The sequence below is a fragment of the Bradyrhizobium sp. 613_E4_N2_2 genome, from assembly GCF_052075995.1.
GTDB lineage: Bacteria > Pseudomonadota > Alphaproteobacteria > Rhizobiales > Xanthobacteraceae > Bradyrhizobium > Bradyrhizobium barranii.
Map to the genome: position 1 here is coordinate 7,057,085 of NZ_CP197234.1, position 16,795 is coordinate 7,073,879.

General features: G+C 65.0%; 15 protein-coding genes. 3 read left to right on the forward strand and 12 right to left on the reverse strand.

Annotation, left to right across the window (positions count from 1 at the left end):
• Nucleotides 1–104: 104 nt before the first annotated feature.
• On the reverse strand, nucleotides 105–1,640 hold the full coding sequence (locus AB7290_RS33415) for a Do family serine endopeptidase (RefSeq protein WP_063984957.1): 1,536 nt from the start codon (nucleotides 1,638–1,640) through the stop codon (nucleotides 105–107).
• Nucleotides 1,641–1,834: 194 nt separating this feature from the next.
• On the opposite strand from AB7290_RS33415, the gene AB7290_RS33420 reads away from it, so the two are divergent.
• Nucleotides 1,835–2,671: a universal stress protein gene (locus AB7290_RS33420; RefSeq protein WP_085401316.1), complete on the forward strand. Its 837-nt coding sequence runs from the start codon at nucleotides 1,835–1,837 to the stop codon at nucleotides 2,669–2,671.
• 31 nt (nucleotides 2,672–2,702) lie between these two features.
• Here the strand turns inward: AB7290_RS33420 and AB7290_RS33425 are convergent, their stop codons facing one another.
• From AB7290_RS33425 to AB7290_RS33465, 9 genes are all read right to left on the reverse strand, one after another.
• Nucleotides 2,703–2,915 carry a hypothetical protein gene (locus AB7290_RS33425; protein ID WP_028148245.1) on the reverse strand — a complete coding sequence of 71 codons (213 nt, stop codon included), beginning with the start codon at nucleotides 2,913–2,915 and terminating at the stop codon, nucleotides 2,703–2,705.
• 392 nt (nucleotides 2,916–3,307) lie between these two features.
• On the reverse strand, nucleotides 3,308–4,045 hold the full coding sequence (gene rpe, locus AB7290_RS33430) for a ribulose-phosphate 3-epimerase (protein ID WP_085401317.1): 738 nt from the start codon (nucleotides 4,043–4,045) through the stop codon (nucleotides 3,308–3,310).
• Nucleotides 4,042–4,977 (reverse strand): CbbX protein, encoded by a 936-nt coding sequence (gene cbbX / locus AB7290_RS33435; RefSeq protein WP_085401318.1) that lies wholly within the window; start codon nucleotides 4,975–4,977, stop codon nucleotides 4,042–4,044. The genes rpe and cbbX overlap by 4 nt, the downstream gene beginning before the upstream one ends.
• A gap of 98 nt (nucleotides 4,978–5,075) precedes the next feature.
• Nucleotides 5,076–5,483, reverse strand: coding sequence for a ribulose bisphosphate carboxylase small subunit (locus AB7290_RS33440; protein WP_085401319.1), 408 nt, complete (start codon nucleotides 5,481–5,483; stop codon nucleotides 5,076–5,078).
• A gap of 11 nt (nucleotides 5,484–5,494) precedes the next feature.
• Nucleotides 5,495–6,955, reverse strand: a complete 1,461-nt coding sequence (locus AB7290_RS33445; RefSeq protein WP_085401320.1) for a form I ribulose bisphosphate carboxylase large subunit — start codon at nucleotides 6,953–6,955, stop codon at nucleotides 5,495–5,497.
• Nucleotides 6,956–6,986: 31 nt separating this feature from the next.
• Nucleotides 6,987–8,072, reverse strand: coding sequence for a class II fructose-bisphosphate aldolase (gene fba / locus AB7290_RS33450; protein WP_063984963.1), 1,086 nt, complete (start codon nucleotides 8,070–8,072; stop codon nucleotides 6,987–6,989).
• Between the two features lie 14 nt (nucleotides 8,073–8,086).
• Nucleotides 8,087–10,108, reverse strand: a complete 2,022-nt coding sequence (gene tkt / locus AB7290_RS33455; protein ID WP_085401321.1) for a transketolase — start codon at nucleotides 10,106–10,108, stop codon at nucleotides 8,087–8,089.
• A 16-nt stretch (nucleotides 10,109–10,124) separates the two neighbouring features.
• Nucleotides 10,125–11,000, reverse strand: coding sequence for a phosphoribulokinase (locus AB7290_RS33460; RefSeq protein ID WP_063984965.1), 876 nt, complete (start codon nucleotides 10,998–11,000; stop codon nucleotides 10,125–10,127).
• A 12-nt stretch (nucleotides 11,001–11,012) separates the two neighbouring features.
• Nucleotides 11,013–12,050, reverse strand: coding sequence for a class 1 fructose-bisphosphatase (locus AB7290_RS33465; protein ID WP_085401322.1), 1,038 nt, complete (start codon nucleotides 12,048–12,050; stop codon nucleotides 11,013–11,015).
• A 119-nt stretch (nucleotides 12,051–12,169) separates the two neighbouring features.
• Between AB7290_RS33465 and AB7290_RS33470 the strand changes: the two genes are divergently transcribed.
• Together AB7290_RS33470 and AB7290_RS33475 are read left to right on the forward strand one after the other, a co-directional pair.
• The gene (locus tag AB7290_RS33470) at nucleotides 12,170–13,147 is read left to right on the forward strand and encodes a LysR family transcriptional regulator (RefSeq protein WP_028148254.1); all 978 of its coding nucleotides are present in this window, start codon (nucleotides 12,170–12,172) and stop codon (nucleotides 13,145–13,147) included.
• Nucleotides 13,148–13,533: 386 nt separating this feature from the next.
• Nucleotides 13,534–15,924 carry a TonB-dependent receptor gene (locus AB7290_RS33475; RefSeq protein ID WP_085401323.1) on the forward strand — a complete coding sequence of 797 codons (2,391 nt, stop codon included), beginning with the start codon at nucleotides 13,534–13,536 and terminating at the stop codon, nucleotides 15,922–15,924.
• A gap of 83 nt (nucleotides 15,925–16,007) precedes the next feature.
• Here AB7290_RS33475 and AB7290_RS33480 read toward each other — a convergent pair whose 3' ends face one another.
• On the reverse strand, nucleotides 16,008–16,208 hold the full coding sequence (locus AB7290_RS33480) for a hypothetical protein (protein ID WP_244623442.1): 201 nt from the start codon (nucleotides 16,206–16,208) through the stop codon (nucleotides 16,008–16,010).
• 139 nt (nucleotides 16,209–16,347) lie between these two features.
• Nucleotides 16,348–16,767 (reverse strand): DUF4118 domain-containing protein, encoded by a 420-nt coding sequence (locus AB7290_RS33485; RefSeq protein WP_085401324.1) that lies wholly within the window; start codon nucleotides 16,765–16,767, stop codon nucleotides 16,348–16,350.
• Nucleotides 16,768–16,795: the final 28 nt, after the last annotated feature.

Consider the following 16,795-nt stretch of genomic DNA (forward strand, 5'->3'; position numbering starts at 1 on the left):
GCCGTTAACGAGAATGTTATCGGCACCTGTGGGAATCTTCCAGACGCGCACGAAAAAGGCGGCCCGCAGGCCGCCTTTTGAGTTTGCCGCGGGAAGCGCGAGGCTTAGGCCAGCGGCACCGCGACGAACCGCGTCGCTTCCTGGCTCTTCACCTGCAACAGCACGCTGTTCTTGCCGGACGATTTGGCCTGCGCCAGCTCGGAGCGGACGTCACCGACATTGGCAACGGCCTTGCCACCGACATTGAGAATGACGTCGCCGGTCTGGATGCCGCGCTGCGCGGCGGGTCCCTGCGGATCGACCTCGGTCACGACCACGCCCTTTTGGCCCGCGCCCTGGACGTCGCCTGCCGGCGCCAGGCTGAGACCGAGGCGCGGCGTGCCGGTGTTCGGCTGCGCCTTGCCCTCGCCGGCCTTGGCCTGCCGCTCGTTCGGCAACTCGCCGAGGGCGAGTGTCACCGTCTTGCTCGCGCCTTTGTGGAAGACGTCGAGCTTCACGGACGTGCCCGGCGCCAGGGTGGCAATGGTGCGGGCGAGATCGCGGGAGTCCTTGATCGCGGTACCGTTGACGGCGGTGATGACGTCGCCCGCCTCGATGCCGGCCTTCGCCGCGGGGCTGCCGTCCTGCGGATTGTCCACGATCGCGCCGCGCGCCTCCTTGAGGCCGAGGCTGTCGGCGATCTCGGCGCTCACCGGTTGCACCTGCACACCGAGCCAGCCGCGGGTGACCGAGCCCTTGTCCTTCAGCTGCGCGACGACGAGCTTCGCGGTCGAAGCCGGAATGTCGAAGCCGATACCGACCGAACCGCCGGAGGGTGAGAAGATCGCGGTGTTCACGCCGATCACGTTGCCGTTCATGTCGAAGGCCGGACCGCCGGAATTACCCTTGTTGATCGGCGCGTCGATCTGGATGAAGTCGTCATAGGGACCGTTGCCGATGTCGCGACCATTGGCCGAGACGATGCCGGCGGTCACGGTGCCACCGAGGCCGAAGGGGTTGCCGACCGCGACCACCCAGTCGCCGATGCGCGGCTTCTGGTCGGAGAATTTGACGAACGGAAAGTCCCTCTTGCCATCGACCTTGATCAGCGCGAGATCGGTCTTCGGATCGGTGCCTACCACCTTCGCGGTGTAGCTCGTGCCGTCATCCATGGTCACCTGTACCGACTCGGCGTGATCGACGACGTGGTTGTTGGTCACGGCATAGCCGTCGGCGGAGATGAAGAAGCCGGAACCCTCGCCCGTGATCATCTGGTGGCGCTGGCGCGGCATGCCGTTCATGCCACCCGGGCCGCGGAAGCCGAACTGCCGCGAAAACTGGTCGAACGGCGAATCCTCGTCCGAATCCATCCGGTTCTGTTGCAGCATCGCGCTCTTGTCATTGTCCTGGTCGATCCTGACCCGCACCGAGATGACGGCGGGTTTGACCTTGCTGACGAGATCGCCGAAGCCCGGCGGCGTCGCGGCGGCTTCCGCCGCCTGGGCCGGCCCGATGAAGGAATTCAGACCGAACTGCGAAGAGGCGGGAGAGGCAGCGAGCACGGCCACGCCAAGCGCGGCCACGGTGCCCAGCAGCGCAAGCCGGCGCGGCTTCAAGATCTTGCGGGACGTGGTGGTGTCGGAATTGACGTGATCGTTCATGTCGAAATGTCCATGTTGGGTAAGTCGCCTTGCAACCAACATGGACATCGTCACCTTACGGCGTCCCGTCCGTCCGATTAAATCTTGGCAAAGGTGCCGCGAAAATCAGGGCTGCACATTTGATGCGGCTCAACGCAGGCCCCGTGCGCCGTGATAGACTGCGGCCACTGGATGATGTCCACCGGAGGCGCGCCATGTACAAAGACATTCTCGTCCACATCCCGACCGAGCGCCCGATGAGCGCGGTGATCGACGGCTCGATCTCGCTCGCGGCGAGACTCAACGCACACGTCGACGCGGTCGCCGTCGGGTACGTCGCGAGCAGCACTGCCTATGTCCTGGATGGCGGTGCCGCCGTAGCGGCGGTGTTCGAGATGGAGCGCGAGCGCGCGGTGGAGCGTGCCGAGGCCGCGTTGGCGATATTTCGGAGCGAAGCCACGAACGCCGGCATCTCCTGCACCTGCCACCCGCTCGGCGCAATCCCCGCGGACGCAGCCGGCTCGCTCGGCGAGATGGCGCGGCTCCACGATCTCAGCATCGTGCTGCAGCCCGATCCGGCGCAAGGCTCATTCGACAATGATATGCCCGGCGAGATCCTGTTCCAGGCGGGCGGACCGGTGCTGTTCCTGCCCTACACCTTTCGTGGGTCATTCAGGGCGAACCGGATCGGCATCTGCTGGGATGGCAGCCGCCTCGCCGCTCGCGCGATGCGCGACGCCGCTCCCTTCCTGGCCCGCGCCGAGGAGATCGTGATCATCACGATCAACGAAGCCGACGCGGTTCCCGACGAGGTCTCAGCAAGCCATCTGGCAAGACACCTCGGCCGGCGCGGATTGTCGACCCGCACCGTCAGCCTGTCGGCGGCGCGCTCCGACATCCAGCCGACCATCCTGTCGCTGGCCGCCGACGAGAGCCTCGATCTCCTGGTCATGGGCGGCTACGGCCACTCGCGGTTGCAGGAACGCTTCCTCGGCGGCGTCACCCGCGCCATGCTGGAAGCCATGACGGTCCCGACGCTGATGTCGCATTGATCGAGAGATGATCCGCAACGGACCGACGCGCTCACGCCGCGGCGGGGGTCTCAAATGGCGCGGTGGCGATGGCGTCGTCCTCGGGTTGCGCATTGCACGCGTCGAAATGCGCCTTCAGCGCAATCTCGGCGAGGTATTCGAAATGTTCGGCTTGCCCAAGGAGTTGCCAGTTCTGGAGCGGCCGATAGGCCGCCTGCTGACGACAGAGAGACGCCAGCGCCCGGTAGCGACGTACGTTCTCCATGAGACCCTCCCTCGCATTCACTGAGCTTATTGCCCTGATTTACGTCAGGCCGATGGCGGTTATGCAAAACATTTACTGCGTGCGAGGCGCCCCGCGCAACCTGGGTTAACGTCTGGGAAACGCGCAGGCCTCCATTGGTTCCTATCGGAGAACCCCACGTGGAACTCATTGGCCAGGCGTAGCGCTGGCGCGCGACGGAGATGCCGATCAGATCAAGATACCGTTCGATCGATTCCGGCCACCCGATGAGATTGCCCTGCATTTCTGCGCAGAACTCTAGCGCGAGGAAGGCCCGCTGCGCCGTGCAGCGTGCCCTGTAGAACCTCGGACGGAATGGCACGCCATGGTACAACCAGTGCGACGCCGGCTCTGCCACGCCGGTATGCCGTATTCTACCGGGTGAGCGCGGTCTCGCCGGCCCGGATCGTCTGCGCCGAACCATGTTGCAGCTTCGGAACCCTGCCGGCCTCCGCAGCAGCGCGGATGGCGGCGATGTTGCCCGCATAATCGGCGCTGCTCTTGCCGCGGAACACGGCCGATCCTGCCACGAGGGTGTCGGCGCCCGCGGCAGCCACAGCGGCGGCATTGTCGCGCGTGATGCCGCCATCGACCTCGAGCCGGATCGGCCGGTCGCCGATCATGCTTCGAATGCGCCTGATCTTCTCGATCTGGGAGTCGAGGAAGGACTGGCCGCCGAAGCCGGGATTGACCGTCATCACCAGCACGAGGTCGAGACGATCAAGCACGTATTCGATCGCGGCTTCCGGTGTAGCCGGACACAGGCTGACGCCAGCCTTCTTGCCGAGCGCACGGATGGCCTGGAGCGAGCGGTCCAGATGCGGGCCGGCTTCGGCATGAACCGTGATGACGTCGGCGCCTGCCTTTGCGAACGCCTCCAGATAGGGATCAACAGGCGCGATCATCAGATGCACGTCAAAGATCTTCGCCGTCGCCGGCCGGATCGCCTTGATGACGTCGGCGCCATAGCTGATGTTCGGCACGAAATGTCCGTCCATGACGTCGCAGTGGATCCAGTCGGCGCCGGCAGCATCAATAGCCCTGATCTCCTCGCCGAGGCGCGCGAAATCGGCGGCCAGGATCGAAGGCGCGATGAGGATTTCTCCCGTCATGACTTCGCACTCCTCTGCGCGTCCGCACCACCGCTGAAAACGCGGCTCGCAAGGACATCCGTCGGATCGATCGTTTCGAGATCGGCGACATCGAGCATGCGGTCGAGATCGGAGACGAGGCGATCGGCCTGGCGGAGGCGGATACGATCGACCGCGTTGCGGATCGAGCGCGCGTTGGAGAAGAAGGGCTGGGTCCGGCGCAGTGCGATGTATTTTTCGAAGGCCCCGCGCGCCGCCGCCGAGAAGCGGTATCCACGCTCCTTCAGCATCAGCTCGGCGATGACGAGAAGCTCGGCTTCCGCATAGTCCGGGAAGTCGATGTGATGGGCGATGCGCGAACGGAAGCCCGGGTTGGAGGCGAAGAAGCTCGTCATCCGCTCGCCATAGCCGGCGAGGATCACGACGAGGTCCTCGCGCTGGTTCTCCATCACCTGGAGCAGGATCTCGATCGCCTCCTGGCCGTAATCGCGCTCGTTGTCAGGCCGGTGCAGATAATAGGCCTCGTCGATGAACAACACGCCGCCCATCGCCTTCTTCAATATCTCCTTCGTCTTCGGCGCGGTATGGCCGATATACTGGCCAACGAGATCGTCGCGCGTCACCGAGATCACCTGCCCGCGCCGCACGAAACCGAGGCCGTGCAGGATCTTTGCCATGCGCAGCGCCACCGTGGTCTTGCCCGTGCCCGGATTACCGGTGAACGACATGTGCAGTGTCGGGGGCGACGATGCCAGTCCCGCACGCTGGCGGATGCGCTCGATCAGCAGCAGTGACGCGATCTGACGCACGCGGTTCTTGACCGGCCGGAGGCCGATCAGCTCCTGCTCGAGCTGTTGCAGCGTGTCAGTGATTCCGGCCGCCTCGGCCTCCTTGCGGAGATCGAAGCTGGTCTCGCTGGTTTCAGCGGTCGTCGCATGAGGGACATCAAGCATCGGCACCTCGAAGAAAAGAGCTTCGCCGCGGGGGGAGCGGCGAAGCAGTGGTCCGCCAAGGAAACGGAGCAGGGAGTGCTCCGCGCGGAGAGGAATGACTAGGTCGACGCGTGCGCGGCCGGCCGGCGCACGGTGGTGTAGCGGATCGCACGTCCGCCGACCTCCTGCCGCACCAGGTCGAACTCGGCTTCCTGCGGCGGGCGGTTGACGAGGAACGAGATCCGCACCGATTCCCAGCCATGGCTGGAGTCGAATCCACTGATGCGGATGTAGCGGTCGCCGTAGACCCTGCGGCACTCGGCGAGCTCCATCATCACGCCGGCGGCGTCCTGGAGGTCGAACATCGGCAGGCCCCACATCTCCCAATAGGTGTTGCGGGGATGCGGATCGTCGGTGAACTCGATATTCACCGCCCAGCCATTGGCGAGGCAATATTGCAACTGCTTCGTGATCTGGTCGTCGGTCAGATCAGGCAGGAACGAGAAGCAGCCCTGGGTCAGTTTCATATCTCATCTCCTCAAACGGTTTCCAACGCGGTCGGCACGAAGTCCGGCGTGTCGGTGGATTGATAGTTGAAGCTGACGTCCTTCCAGACCTCGAGCGCAGCCTTCAGCGGCGTGCAGGTCTCTGCCGCCCTGGCCAGGATCTCTGGACCTTCATGGACGTAGTCGCGCCCCTCGTTGCGGGCGAGGATCATCGCTTCGAGCGCCACGCGGTTGGCGATCGCGCCAGCCGCAATGCCCATGGGATGGCCGATGGTGCCGCCGCCGAATTGCAGCACGACGTCCTCGCCAAGGAGATCGAGCAGCTGGTGCATCTGGCCGGCATGGATGCCGCCGGAGGCGACTGGCATCATCTTGTTCAGGCTCGCCCAGTGCTGGTCGAAGAACAGGCCGTGCTCGAGCTTGGTCGGGTTGAAGTCTTCGCGGCAGACGTCGTAATAGCCGCGCGTGGTATTGGGATCGCCCTCGAGCTTGCCGACCACCGTGCCGGCGTGGATGTGGTCGACGCCGGCGAGCCGCATCCACTTCGCGATGACGCGGAACGACACGCCGTGGCTCTTCTGCCGCGTATAGGTCGAGTGACCGGCGCGATGCAGATGCAGGATCATGTCGTTGCGCCGTGCCCATTTCGCCATGGACTGGATCGCGGTGTAGCCGATCACGAGATCGATCATGACGATGCACGACCCGAGCTCTTTCGCGAACTCTGCGCGCTCGTACATGTCCTCCATCGTCCCCGCGGTGATGTTTAGGTAGGTGCCCTTCACCTCGCCGGACGCCGCCTGCGCGCGATTCACGGCCTCCATGCAATAGAGGAAGCGGTCACGCCAATGCATGAAGGGCTGCGAGTTGATGTTCTCGTCGTCCTTGGTGAAGTCGAGCCCGCCCTTGAGCGCCTCGTAAACCACGCGGCCATAGTTGCGCCCGGACAAGCCGAGCTTCGGCTTCACCGTCGCGCCCAGCAACGGCCGGCCGAACTTGTCGAGCCGCTCACGCTCGACCACGATGCCGGTCGCCGGCCCCTGGAACGTCTTCACATAGGCGACCGGGAAGCGCATGTCCTCCAGACGCAGCGCCTTCAGCGGCTTGAAGCCGAACACGTTGCCGATGATCGAGGCCGACAGGTTGGCGATCGAGCCGGGCTCGAACAGGTCGAGGTCATAGGCGATGTAGGCGAAGTACGAGCCCGGCGTGCCGGGCACCGGATCGACACGGTAGCACTTGGCGCGATACTTCTCCGCAGCGGTCAGGCGATCGGTCCACACCACCGTCCAGGTCGCGGTCGAGGATTCGCCGGCAACCGCCGCTGACGCCTCGATGGGGTCCACGCCCTCCTGCGGCGTCACGCGGAACAGCGCGATGACATCGGTGTCCTTCGGCGTGTAGTCGGGCTCCCAATAGCCCATGCGCGCGTATTCCATCGTGCCCGATCGATAGCGCTCTTTGCCCCGGACGGTTCCTGCGTGTGCATTCATGGCTCTCTCCTGCTCTTCTCTCTCTGAATGATTAGGCGGCGACCGACTCGCGGGCGCCGATGCGCGGATCGAGCTCGCCGGCGCGATAGCGCCGCGCCATCTCGCTCAAGGGAATGACCTTGATCTTGCTGGCGTGGCCCGCGGTGCCGAACTGCTCGAAGCGATCGCGGCAGAGCTCGCGCATCGCATCCATCGCAGGCTTGAGGAATTTGCGCGGATCGAACTCGGAGCGCGTTTGCGCGGCGACCTTGCGGAACACCGCGGTCATCGCCAGGCGACAGTCGGTGTCGATGTTGACCTTTCGTACGCCGCTCTTGATGCCGCGGACGATCTCCTCGACCGGCACGCCCCAGGTCTGCGGCATCTCGCCGCCGAACTGGTTGAACATGTCCTGGAGCGGCTGCGGCACCGAAGAGGAGCCGTGCATCACGAGATGCGTGTTCGGCAGGCGGCGGTGAATCTCCTCGACAACCCGCATCGCCAGGATGTCGCCATCAGGCTTGCGGCTGAACTTGTAGGCGCCGTGAGACGTGCCCATCGCGATCGCGAGCGCATCGACCTTGGTGGCGCGGACGAAGTCGACGGCCTGGTCGGGATCGGTGAGGAGCTGGTCGTGGCTGACCTTGCCCTCGACGCCGTGGCCGTCCTCCTGCTCGCCGCCACCATGCTCGAGCGAGCCGAGCACGCCGAGCTCGCCTTCGACGGAGGCGCCCACCCAATGCGCGAGATCGACGACGCGGCGGGTGATGTCGACATTGTAGTCGTAATCGGCGGCGGTCTTGGCGTCGGCCTTGAGCGAGCCGTCCATCATGACCGAGGTGAAGCCGTGGGCGATGGCGGAGGCGCAGGTCGCCTCGTCATTGCCGTGGTCCTGGTGCATGCAGAGCGGAATGTCCGGATAGGTCCGCTCCAGCGCGTCGATCATGTGCGAGAGCATGAGATCGCCGGCATAGCTGCGCGCGCCGCGCGAGGCCTGGATGATCACGGGCGCATCGACCTCGGCCGCGGCCTGCATGATCGCAATACCCTGCTCCATGTTGTTGATGTTGAACGCCGGCACCGCGTAGCCGTGGTTGGCGGCGTGATCGAGCAGCTGACGAAGGGTGATACGGGCCACGAAGATTCCTCCTGTTATGGCTTGCCGGCGCGGGTGATCGCCCGCCGGGCGGCTTCGGCAATGCTTTGCGGCGTGATGCCGAATTCGCGGTAGAGCACGGGCGCCGGCGCAGAGGCGCCGAAGCCCCGCATGCCGACGAACTCGCCGTCAGTGCCGATCCAGCGATGCCAATCGCCGACTACGGCGGCCTCGATGCCGACGCGCGGGGCGGTGCCGAGCACACAGGCGCGGTAGTCCTCCGGCTGTTCCTCGAACAGCGCGAAGCAGGGCGCGGAGACCACGGCGGCGCGGATGTGTTCCGTCGCGAGCAGGCGAGCGGCTTCCAGCGCGATCGAGACTTCGGAGCCGGTCGCCATCAACGTGACGTCGCGACCGCCGTCCGGCGAGACGATGAGGTAGGCGCCCCGCGCGACACGGTTCCTGCCGCGCACGTCGCTGCGGAATGTCGGCAGCGCCTGACGCGACAGACACAGCACGGAGGGGCGATCTTCCGCCTCAAGCGCGCAGTCCCAGGCTTCGAGCGTCTCGACCGCGTCGGCGGGGCGGAACACCAGAAGATTCGGGATGACGCGCAGCGCCGCGAGATGCTCGACGGGCTGATGCGTGGGACCGTCCTCGCCAAGACCGATGGAGTCGTGGGTCATCACATGGATGACGCGCAGCCGCATCAACGCCGCAAGACGGATCGCCGGCCGGCTGTAGTCGGAGAAGGCGAGAAAGGTGCCGCCATAGGGGATGAATCCGCCATGCAACGCGAGGCCATTCATCGCGGCGGCCATGCCGTGCTCGCGAATTCCGTAGTGGATGTAGCCGCCGGCGAACGCACCACGCGCCACCGGAGTCTGCGCTTTGGCATGCGTGAGGTTCGAATGCGTCAGGTCCGCCGAGCCGCCGACCAGTCCGGGAATTGTCCCGGCAATGCCGTCGAGCACCTGTTGCGAGGCTTGCCTCGTCGCCAGCTTCGGACGCTCGCTGGCAAAGCGCTCGCGCAATTTCGCCGAGGCCTGGGCATAGGCCTCCGGCAGGGCAACGGCCTTGCCCTCGATGAACAGCTCACGCTGCGCGGCCGTCGCGCCTTCGTAGCGGTTGAGCCAGGCAAGACGCTCGACCTGCCCGCGCTGTCCGATCATCCGCCATGCCTTGAGGATCGGGATCGGTACCACGAAGGGCTGGTAGTCCCAGCCGAGCGTCCGGCGCGCCGCTGCCGTCTGCTCAGTGCCGAGCGGCGCGCCATGCGCCTTCTCGGTGCCCTGGCGGTCCGGCGCGCCATAACCGATGATGGTGCGGCAGGCGATCAGCGACGGTTTTGTGCTCTCACGCTCTTCGGCAATCGCTTGCGCAACCGCTTCGGAGTCGTGGCCGTCGACATGGCGGACCGACCAGCCGGACGCCGCAAAGCGCGCGAGCTGATCATCGGAAGTGGCCAGCGAGGTCGGCCCGTCGATGGAGATGCCGTTGTCGTCGAACAGCACGATCAACCGGCCGAGCTGGAGATGACCGGCGAGCGAGATCGCCTCCTGGCTGATGCCTTCCATCAGGCAGCCGTCGCCCGCGATCACATAGGTGAAGTGATCGACCAGGCCGTCGCCGTGCCGTGCATTGGCCATGCGCTCGGCGAGCGCCATGCCGACCGCGGTCGCGATCCCCTGCCCCAGCGGGCCGGTCGTGGTCTCGACACCCGGCGTGTGGCCGTATTCCGGATGGCCCGGCGTCTTCGAGCCCCACTGCCGGAACGCCTTGATGTCGTCCAGGCTGACGTCGCCGCCGGTGAGATGCAGCAGCGCATAGAGCAGCATTGAACCGTGCCCCGCCGACAGCACGAAGCGGTCGCGATCCGGCCAGTTGGGGTGCGCGGAGTCGAACTTGAGGAACCGCGAGAACAGCACGGTCGCGACATCGGCCATGCCCATGGGCAGACCGGGATGGCCGGACTGCGAGGTCTCGATCGCGTCGACCGCGAGGAAGCGGACGGCATTGGCGAGATCGTTGTGTGTGACTGCCGTGATGTCGGCTTCAGCGTGGACGGAGATGTTCATCGAATTCTCTCCCTGTTCACTTCAGATTTCGCTTGCGCTCGATCAACTGCATGATCAGCGGCGTCAGGATCAGCTGCATCGCCAGATCGAGCTTCGCGCCGGGACACACGATGGAGTTCGCGCGGGACATCCAGCTGTGGGGAAGCATCGACAGCAGATAGGGAAAGTCGATGCCGCGCGGATTCTTGAAGCGGATCACGACCATCGATTCGTCCGGCGTCGGGATCCAGCGCGCGATGAACGGATTGGAGGTGTCCACCGTCGGCACGCGCTGGAAGTTGATGTCGGTCTCGGTGAATTGCGGGCAGATGTAGTGGATGTAGTCGGGCATCCGCCGCAGGATGGTGTCGGTGACGGCCTCGGTCGAATAGCCGCGGGCGCTGCGGTCGCGGTGCAGCTTCTGGATCCATTCGAGATTGATGACCGGCACGACGCCGATCTTGAGATCGGCGTAGCGCGCGACATTGACCTTGTCGGTGACGACGGCGCCGTGCAGGCCCTCGTAGAACAACAGGTCCGAGTTTTCCGGCAGCCGCTCCCACTCGGTGAAGGTCCCGGGCGCCGTACCGTGCAGTGCGGACTCCTCGGCATCATGGACATAGTGCCGCGTCGTCGCGGTGCCGGTCTCGCCATAGTCGCGGAAGGCACGCTCCAGCTCCTCGAACAGGTTGGTCTCGGGGCTGAAATGGCTGAAATGCTTGTTGCCGCGTTCGGCCTCCTGCGCCATCTGCGTGCGCATCTCGGCACGATCATAGCGATGGAAGGCGTCGCCCTCGATGTAGACGGCGTTGACCTTCTCGCGGAAGAAGATCTGCTCGAACGTCTTCTTGACCGAGGTGGTGCCGGCGCCGGAGGAGCCGGTGATGGAGATGATCGGATGCTTCCTGGACATGGGTCGCCTCGCTCACAGCCGGAAGAAGCCGCGCCGCGCGAACAGCGGTGCGGAGATGCTGGCGACCAGCAGCGGATCGCAATGCAGTTCCTCGACGCGCTGCACCTCGTTGCTCGAGCCCATGATCAGCGGCACGCGCTGGTGCAGGCTCTGCGCCGATAGCTCGAGGATGCGCTCGCGCCCGGTCGTGGCGGAGCCGCCGGCCTGTTCGATGATCATGGCCATCGGGTGCGCCTCGTAGGTGAGGCGCAGGCGGCCGTCGCCATAGCCGGGGCGCGCGTCCGAGGGATAGAGGAACACGCCGCCGCGGGTGAGGATTCGGTAGGCCTCCGCAACCAGCGAACCGATCCAGCGCATGTTGAAATTGTGGTTGGCGGGCCCTTCGACGCCGGCAAGACATTCGTCGACGAAGGCGCGGACCGGCGTATCCCAGTGGCGGCGGTTCGACGCATTGATCGCGAATTCTTCGCACGTCTCGGAGATCTGCACGGCGTTGCGCGCGAGGCGGAAGCAGCCCGCCCTGCGGTCGAGCGTGAAGATGTCGACGCCGTCGCCGAGCGTGAGCACCAGTGAGGTCTGCGGCCCATAGGTGACGAACCCCGCAGCAAGCTGCGCCGAGCCGCGCTGATGGAAGGCGAGAGCCAGGTCATCCGGGGCAGGCAGGATCGAGAAGATCGTGCCGACGGTCATGTTGATGTCGATGTTGGAGGAGCCGTCGAGCGGATCGATCGCGACGCAGATTTTTGCCTCGCGGTCGCCGATTTGCGGCTCGCGCATCTCCTCCGACGCGAGCGCTGCGATCGGCAGTCTGCTGAGACAGCGGCGCAGGATCGCATCCGCCTGGACGTCGAGATCGCGCTGGAGATCGCCGTCGCTGTTGCGGCCCGTGGTCAGGCCCGATGCGTCCGCGAGATCGCCGGTGGCAATGAGGTCGGCGATCTCGATCGCCGCCGCTGCGATGGCGTCGACTGCGGCTGCCACTGCCAGCGCATGCGGCGCCGTCTCGGAATACCGTTGAAGGTGGTCGTCCAACCTGAGTTGCCCGGTCATCTGCGTCCATCCCCTTGCGGGCGCCGCATCCAGTTCCCTCCCCGCTGGAGGTCGGTGCGGTCGGTCCTAACGCGAGGAGATTGACAGGGGCGGCTTAATAAGGAAAATTTCTATTCATAATGAGCGCCAAAGAATTTTCTTATAATGGCCCCGGCCATGCGGCGGCCCAGCTCCGGCATCTGACGATCCGGCAGCTGCGCTCGCTTGCGGCGCTCTCGGCGAAGGGCAGCGTCACCGCGGCCTCGAGCCAGCTCGGCCTGACCCAGCCTGCCGTCACCCAGCAGCTCCGGCAGCTCCAGGACCTCGCCGGCCTGCCGCTGGTGCAGCGGACCGGCGACGGCATGCTGCTGACGGAGGCAGGCAAGGAGGTGCTGGCGCTCGCCGAACGCGTCGAGGCCGCGATCATGGACTGCCAGGGCGCGCTCGATCTGCTCGCTGGACGGACCGGCGGCACGGTGCATCTCGGCGCGGTCTCGACCGCGAAATATTTCGTGCCGCATGCGATCGCGGCGTTCTCGAAGCGGCATCCGAAGATCGAGATCAAGCTCACGATCGGCAATCGCGAGGAGATCCGCGAGGCCATGCACGGCTACGATCTCGATTTCGCCGTGATGGGTCGGCCACCGGCCGACGTCAGCGTCGACGTGCGTCAGCTCGGGCGCAATCCGCACATCATCGTCGCGCGCAAGGGACACTGGCTGGGGAAGGATTCCGGCCTCAACCTGACCGACCTCGTGCACGAGACCTTCCTCACCCGCGAGCCGGGATCAGGGACGCGCACGCTGATGGAAGGCATGTTCCAGAGATCGGATCTCGAGCCGATCATCGGCATGGAGATGAGCAGCAACGAGACCATCAAGCAGGCCGTCATCGCCGGGCTCGGCATCGCCTTCATCTCGGCCCACACGGTGGCGCATGAGCTCGCCGAAGGTCGTCTCATCGTGCTCGATGTCGCGGGCCTTCCGATCGTCCGGCAATGGTACGTGATCCGCCGCAGCGACAAGGTGCTGCTGCCACCGGCGCAGGCGATGTTCGATTTCCTCGGCTCCGAGGGCTCGAACTATTTGCCCGACGTGCCCGAGTTCGGCGGACAATAGCCCGCCGATACTCACCCCATCAGCTTCATCGCGATCGTCGCGGCCAGAACGACGATGATCTGGAGCAGACGCTCCGTCGTGAAGATGCGGTTGAAGGTGGTCATCGCTTGGCCCGGCCGACGCAGGAGATCTCGATCGGCCTGTTGCTAGCACACGCGGGCGCCGAGATAACTCCGTAGTCGCCACGGATCCTGCCGGCGCGCCGAAACATGTGACCGCCTGGAACCCGACAAGTTTCGAACGATTCAAATCATCCTGCGCGGAATGGCCGCACGGTCACTTTGTTCATGCACACAGTGACTTCGCGTGCACGGATGCTCCTTGCCCCGCATCCGGCCGTGCAATGGGGAATCCGGGCGAGTTTTGAAAGAGTCAGGGAGGGCGCGATGAGCCACATCGCCGCCGCGGGAGAGCTTTTGTCTGCCGCAAGCTACATGTCCAAGCGCAATTTTTCGGGTATCGGAGGCGTGTTGACCGCGCTGATGACGTCAGCTGCGTTCTTCGCAAGTCCGCAGGCCTTTGCGCAATCCACGCCCGCACAAGGCGTGACGATTCCATCCGTCACCGTGACCGCGCCGGAAGCACAGCGCCGTACCAATCCCGCTTCGGCCGTACGCCGGTCGAGCGGCACGCGGAGCCGCCGGACGCAAACGGCACGGCGGCCGGGGACGACCGCCGCGCCACAGCCCTTCATGCCATCGCAGGACGCGCGCACCGGCACCGTCGGCTATTTCGCCAACAGCACCTCCGTCGCCACCAAGTCGAACACGCCGATCGTCAACATCCCGCAATCGCTTTCCGTCATCACCCAGCAGCAGATCCGCGACCAGAATTATCAGGGCTTGACCGATGTCACGCGCTACGTCCCGAGCGTCGCCGTCCACCAGGGCGAAGGCAATCGCGACGAGCTCGTCATCCGCGGCGTCGATTCCAGCGCCAACTTCTTCGTCAACGGCTTTCGTGACGACGTGCAATATTTCCGCGACCTGTACAACGCGCAAAGCATCGAGGTGCTGAAGGGCCCGAGCGCCCTGACCTTCGGCCGCGGCGCCGGCGGCGGCGTGCTCAACCGCACCCTCAAGGAGGCCGATGGCACCCGCATCTACCAGGCGACGGGGCAGACGGGCTCGTGGGGCGACCGGCGCGTCACGCTCGACGCGGGCCAAGCCGTCAACGACAACGTGGCAGCCCGGCTGAACGTGTTCTACGAGGGCAGCGATGCGTTCCGCGACTTCAACCATCTCGAACGCTACGGCATCAACCCGACCGTTACGCTGAAGCCCGACGACTTCACCAAGATCAAGCTGTCCTACGAATATTACCACGACGGCCGCACCGCCGATCGCGGCAATCCCTCGCAGGGCCTTCCCGGCGGCGTCACGCGCTTCAATCCGACGACGCCGTTCGCGCCGAACGGCAATCTCCAGACGTTCTTCGGCAGCCCCAGCCTCAATACCGCGCAAGCCACGGTGCAGACCGGCATGGCGATCATCGAGCACGACTTCCAGAACGGACTGTCGGTGCGCAACGGCACGATGGCGGCCGACTACCAGAAGTTCTACCAGAATGTCTATCCCACCGGCGGGCCGCTCGCCGGTGCCGTCAACGCAGCCGACACCGCGGTCAACCTTGGCGCCTATCAGCACACGACTAACCGCGACAATTTCTTCAACCAGACCGACTTCACCTACAAGGGCTGGACCGGGCCGATCGCGCACACCGTGGGCTTCGGCACCGAGTTCGGCCGCCAAACCGGTGTCGACATCCGCAACACCGGCGTCTTTCCGAACGGTACCAACACGATCGTGCAGAACCCGTTCGCTCCGACCTATTTCGGACCGGTCACCTTCGTCCACCACTTCACCGGCACCAACACCGATGGCGTCACGACACCGGATTCGAACAGTAAATATGCGCTGAACGTCGAGTCCGGCTACCTGCGCGACACCATCGAATTCTCACGCGCGCTCCAGCTCATCGTGGGCACGCGGTTCGACCGCTTCGAGATGTCGGCGCTGGACATGAACACCAACCTCAACCGCAACCGCACCGACAATCTGGTCTCGCCGCAAGCGGCCGTCCTCCTCAAGCCGATGGAGACGATGTCGGTCTACACCGCCTACAGCATCTCCTATTTGCCCGCCTCCGGCGACCAGTTCTCCTCGCTCAACGACGGCACGCTGATCCTGCAGCCGCAGAAGTTCGAGAACACCGAGGTCGGCATGAAGTGGAACATCAATCCGAGGCTGCTGTTCTCGACCGCGATCTACAACCTCAACCGCACCAACCAACCGATCGCGGATGGCAACAATCCCGGCTTCTTCCTGCCCTCCGGCAGCACGCTGACGCGCGGCTTCGAGGCGAGCCTCGTCGGCTACGTCACCGAGCAATGGCAGTCCACGCTCGGTTATGCCTATACCGATGCGAAGATCACCAGCGCGACGTCGGCGACCGTGGTGCCGGGCAATCGCGTGCAGCTCGTGCCGTACAATCAGTTCGCCTGGTGGAACAAGTACCAGTTCACGCCGATGTGGGCGGCCGCGCTCGGCATCATCTATTTCGGCGATTCCTTTGCATCGTCGGATGACACGGTGAGACTGCCGAGCTTCGTGCGCTTCGATGCCGGCGTCTACGCCACGATCGATGCCAACTGGCGGGCGCAGCTCACGGTCGAGAACATCTTCAACCGCGGCTATTGGGCGTCCGCCGACGGCAACAACAACATCTCGCCCGGCCAGGGCCGCACCGTGAGGGTTCAGGCGAGCTACCGGTTCTGACGGCTATGGCGCGAACGTCTGCGTCCCATCGCGTGTCGTTCGCGCCGTTCGTCATGGATACAAAAACCTGTGATGGTTAACGATCAGGCAGCGCGCTGGACGGCGGCGTAATCCGTGCGCGCGGCGAAATAGGCTTCCAGCTCCGACAGCGCCCGCGCTTCCCATTCGCTCGCCTGCTCCAGAAGCGACCAGCTCTGGCCCGGGCGGAATGCAGCGGTCTGGCGATAGAGCGATGCGATGCCGCGATAGCGGCGCACATTCTCAAAGATGGCGTGACCGTTCATGTTCAAAAACTCCCTCGTCATTCCCGGGGGAGAAATTGCGGCCAAATCTTTTTCGAAAAGTTAGCGGCGCGCGCCAAGCTCGCGGATGGTTGCCGGACTGTTGCGCCGGCGCAACGCGCCGCTTCCGCGCGAAGCGGATTTATTGCGAATTCGTTGCCGTGCTCTCGCCCGAGGGCTTCAGTCCACCGCGGCTGATCATTGCCATCGTCTCGCGGCAGAGATCGGCAAGGCCGATCAAGAGCACCGCGAGCAGGCAGAACAGGTTGATGGAATCCGCGCCCGCGCTGGAGAGCGGCATGAACTGGAAGAACGGCGGGATGAACGCCCACCACACCAGCGGAACGGTGAGCAGCGCGGCGAACGCCGCTGCCGGCGCGCCCGCGACGATTCCGAGCACGAACAGGCTGGGCAGGAACGCCGCGAAATAGAGCTTTGCGCCGAGTGCGACGCAGACGCCTTGAAGCGCGGCCGACACGGCGACGACGACAAATCCGAGCAGAAACGCCTGCCACGACCATGGCCGTACTCGCGGTACGCCAACCAGTCCCGCACGCCTCATCAGCCTCCCCCTGCCGCCCGTTAACCGG

Excerpts from the sequence above, each read along its gene's own strand:
- AB7290_RS33415 (WP_063984957.1), bottom strand. The coding sequence starts at position 1,640 with ATGAACGATCACGTCAATTCCGACACCACCACGTCCCGCAAGATCTTG.
- AB7290_RS33475 (WP_085401323.1), top strand. The coding sequence starts at position 13,534 with ATGAGCCACATCGCCGCCGCGGGAGAGCTTTTGTCTGCCGCAAGCTAC.
- AB7290_RS33425 (WP_028148245.1), bottom strand. The coding sequence starts at position 2,915 with ATGGAGAACGTACGTCGCTACCGGGCGCTGGCGTCTCTCTGTCGTCAG.
- AB7290_RS33470 (WP_028148254.1), top strand. The coding sequence starts at position 12,170 with ATGAGCGCCAAAGAATTTTCTTATAATGGCCCCGGCCATGCGGCGGCC.
- AB7290_RS33465 (WP_085401322.1), bottom strand. The coding sequence starts at position 12,050 with ATGACCGGGCAACTCAGGTTGGACGACCACCTTCAACGGTATTCCGAG.
- AB7290_RS33480 (WP_244623442.1), bottom strand. The coding sequence starts at position 16,208 with ATGAACGGTCACGCCATCTTTGAGAATGTGCGCCGCTATCGCGGCATC.
- AB7290_RS33440 (WP_085401319.1), bottom strand. The coding sequence starts at position 5,483 with ATGAAACTGACCCAGGGCTGCTTCTCGTTCCTGCCTGATCTGACCGAC.
- tkt (WP_085401321.1), bottom strand. The coding sequence starts at position 10,108 with ATGAACATCTCCGTCCACGCTGAAGCCGACATCACGGCAGTCACACAC.
- AB7290_RS33485 (WP_085401324.1), bottom strand. The coding sequence starts at position 16,767 with ATGAGGCGTGCGGGACTGGTTGGCGTACCGCGAGTACGGCCATGGTCG.
- rpe (WP_085401317.1), bottom strand. The coding sequence starts at position 4,045 with ATGACGGGAGAAATCCTCATCGCGCCTTCGATCCTGGCCGCCGATTTC.
- AB7290_RS33445 (WP_085401320.1), bottom strand. The coding sequence starts at position 6,955 with ATGAATGCACACGCAGGAACCGTCCGGGGCAAAGAGCGCTATCGATCG.
- AB7290_RS33420 (WP_085401316.1), top strand. The coding sequence starts at position 1,835 with ATGTACAAAGACATTCTCGTCCACATCCCGACCGAGCGCCCGATGAGC.
- AB7290_RS33460 (WP_063984965.1), bottom strand. The coding sequence starts at position 11,000 with ATGTCCAGGAAGCATCCGATCATCTCCATCACCGGCTCCTCCGGCGCC.
- cbbX (WP_085401318.1), bottom strand. The coding sequence starts at position 4,977 with ATGCTTGATGTCCCTCATGCGACGACCGCTGAAACCAGCGAGACCAGC.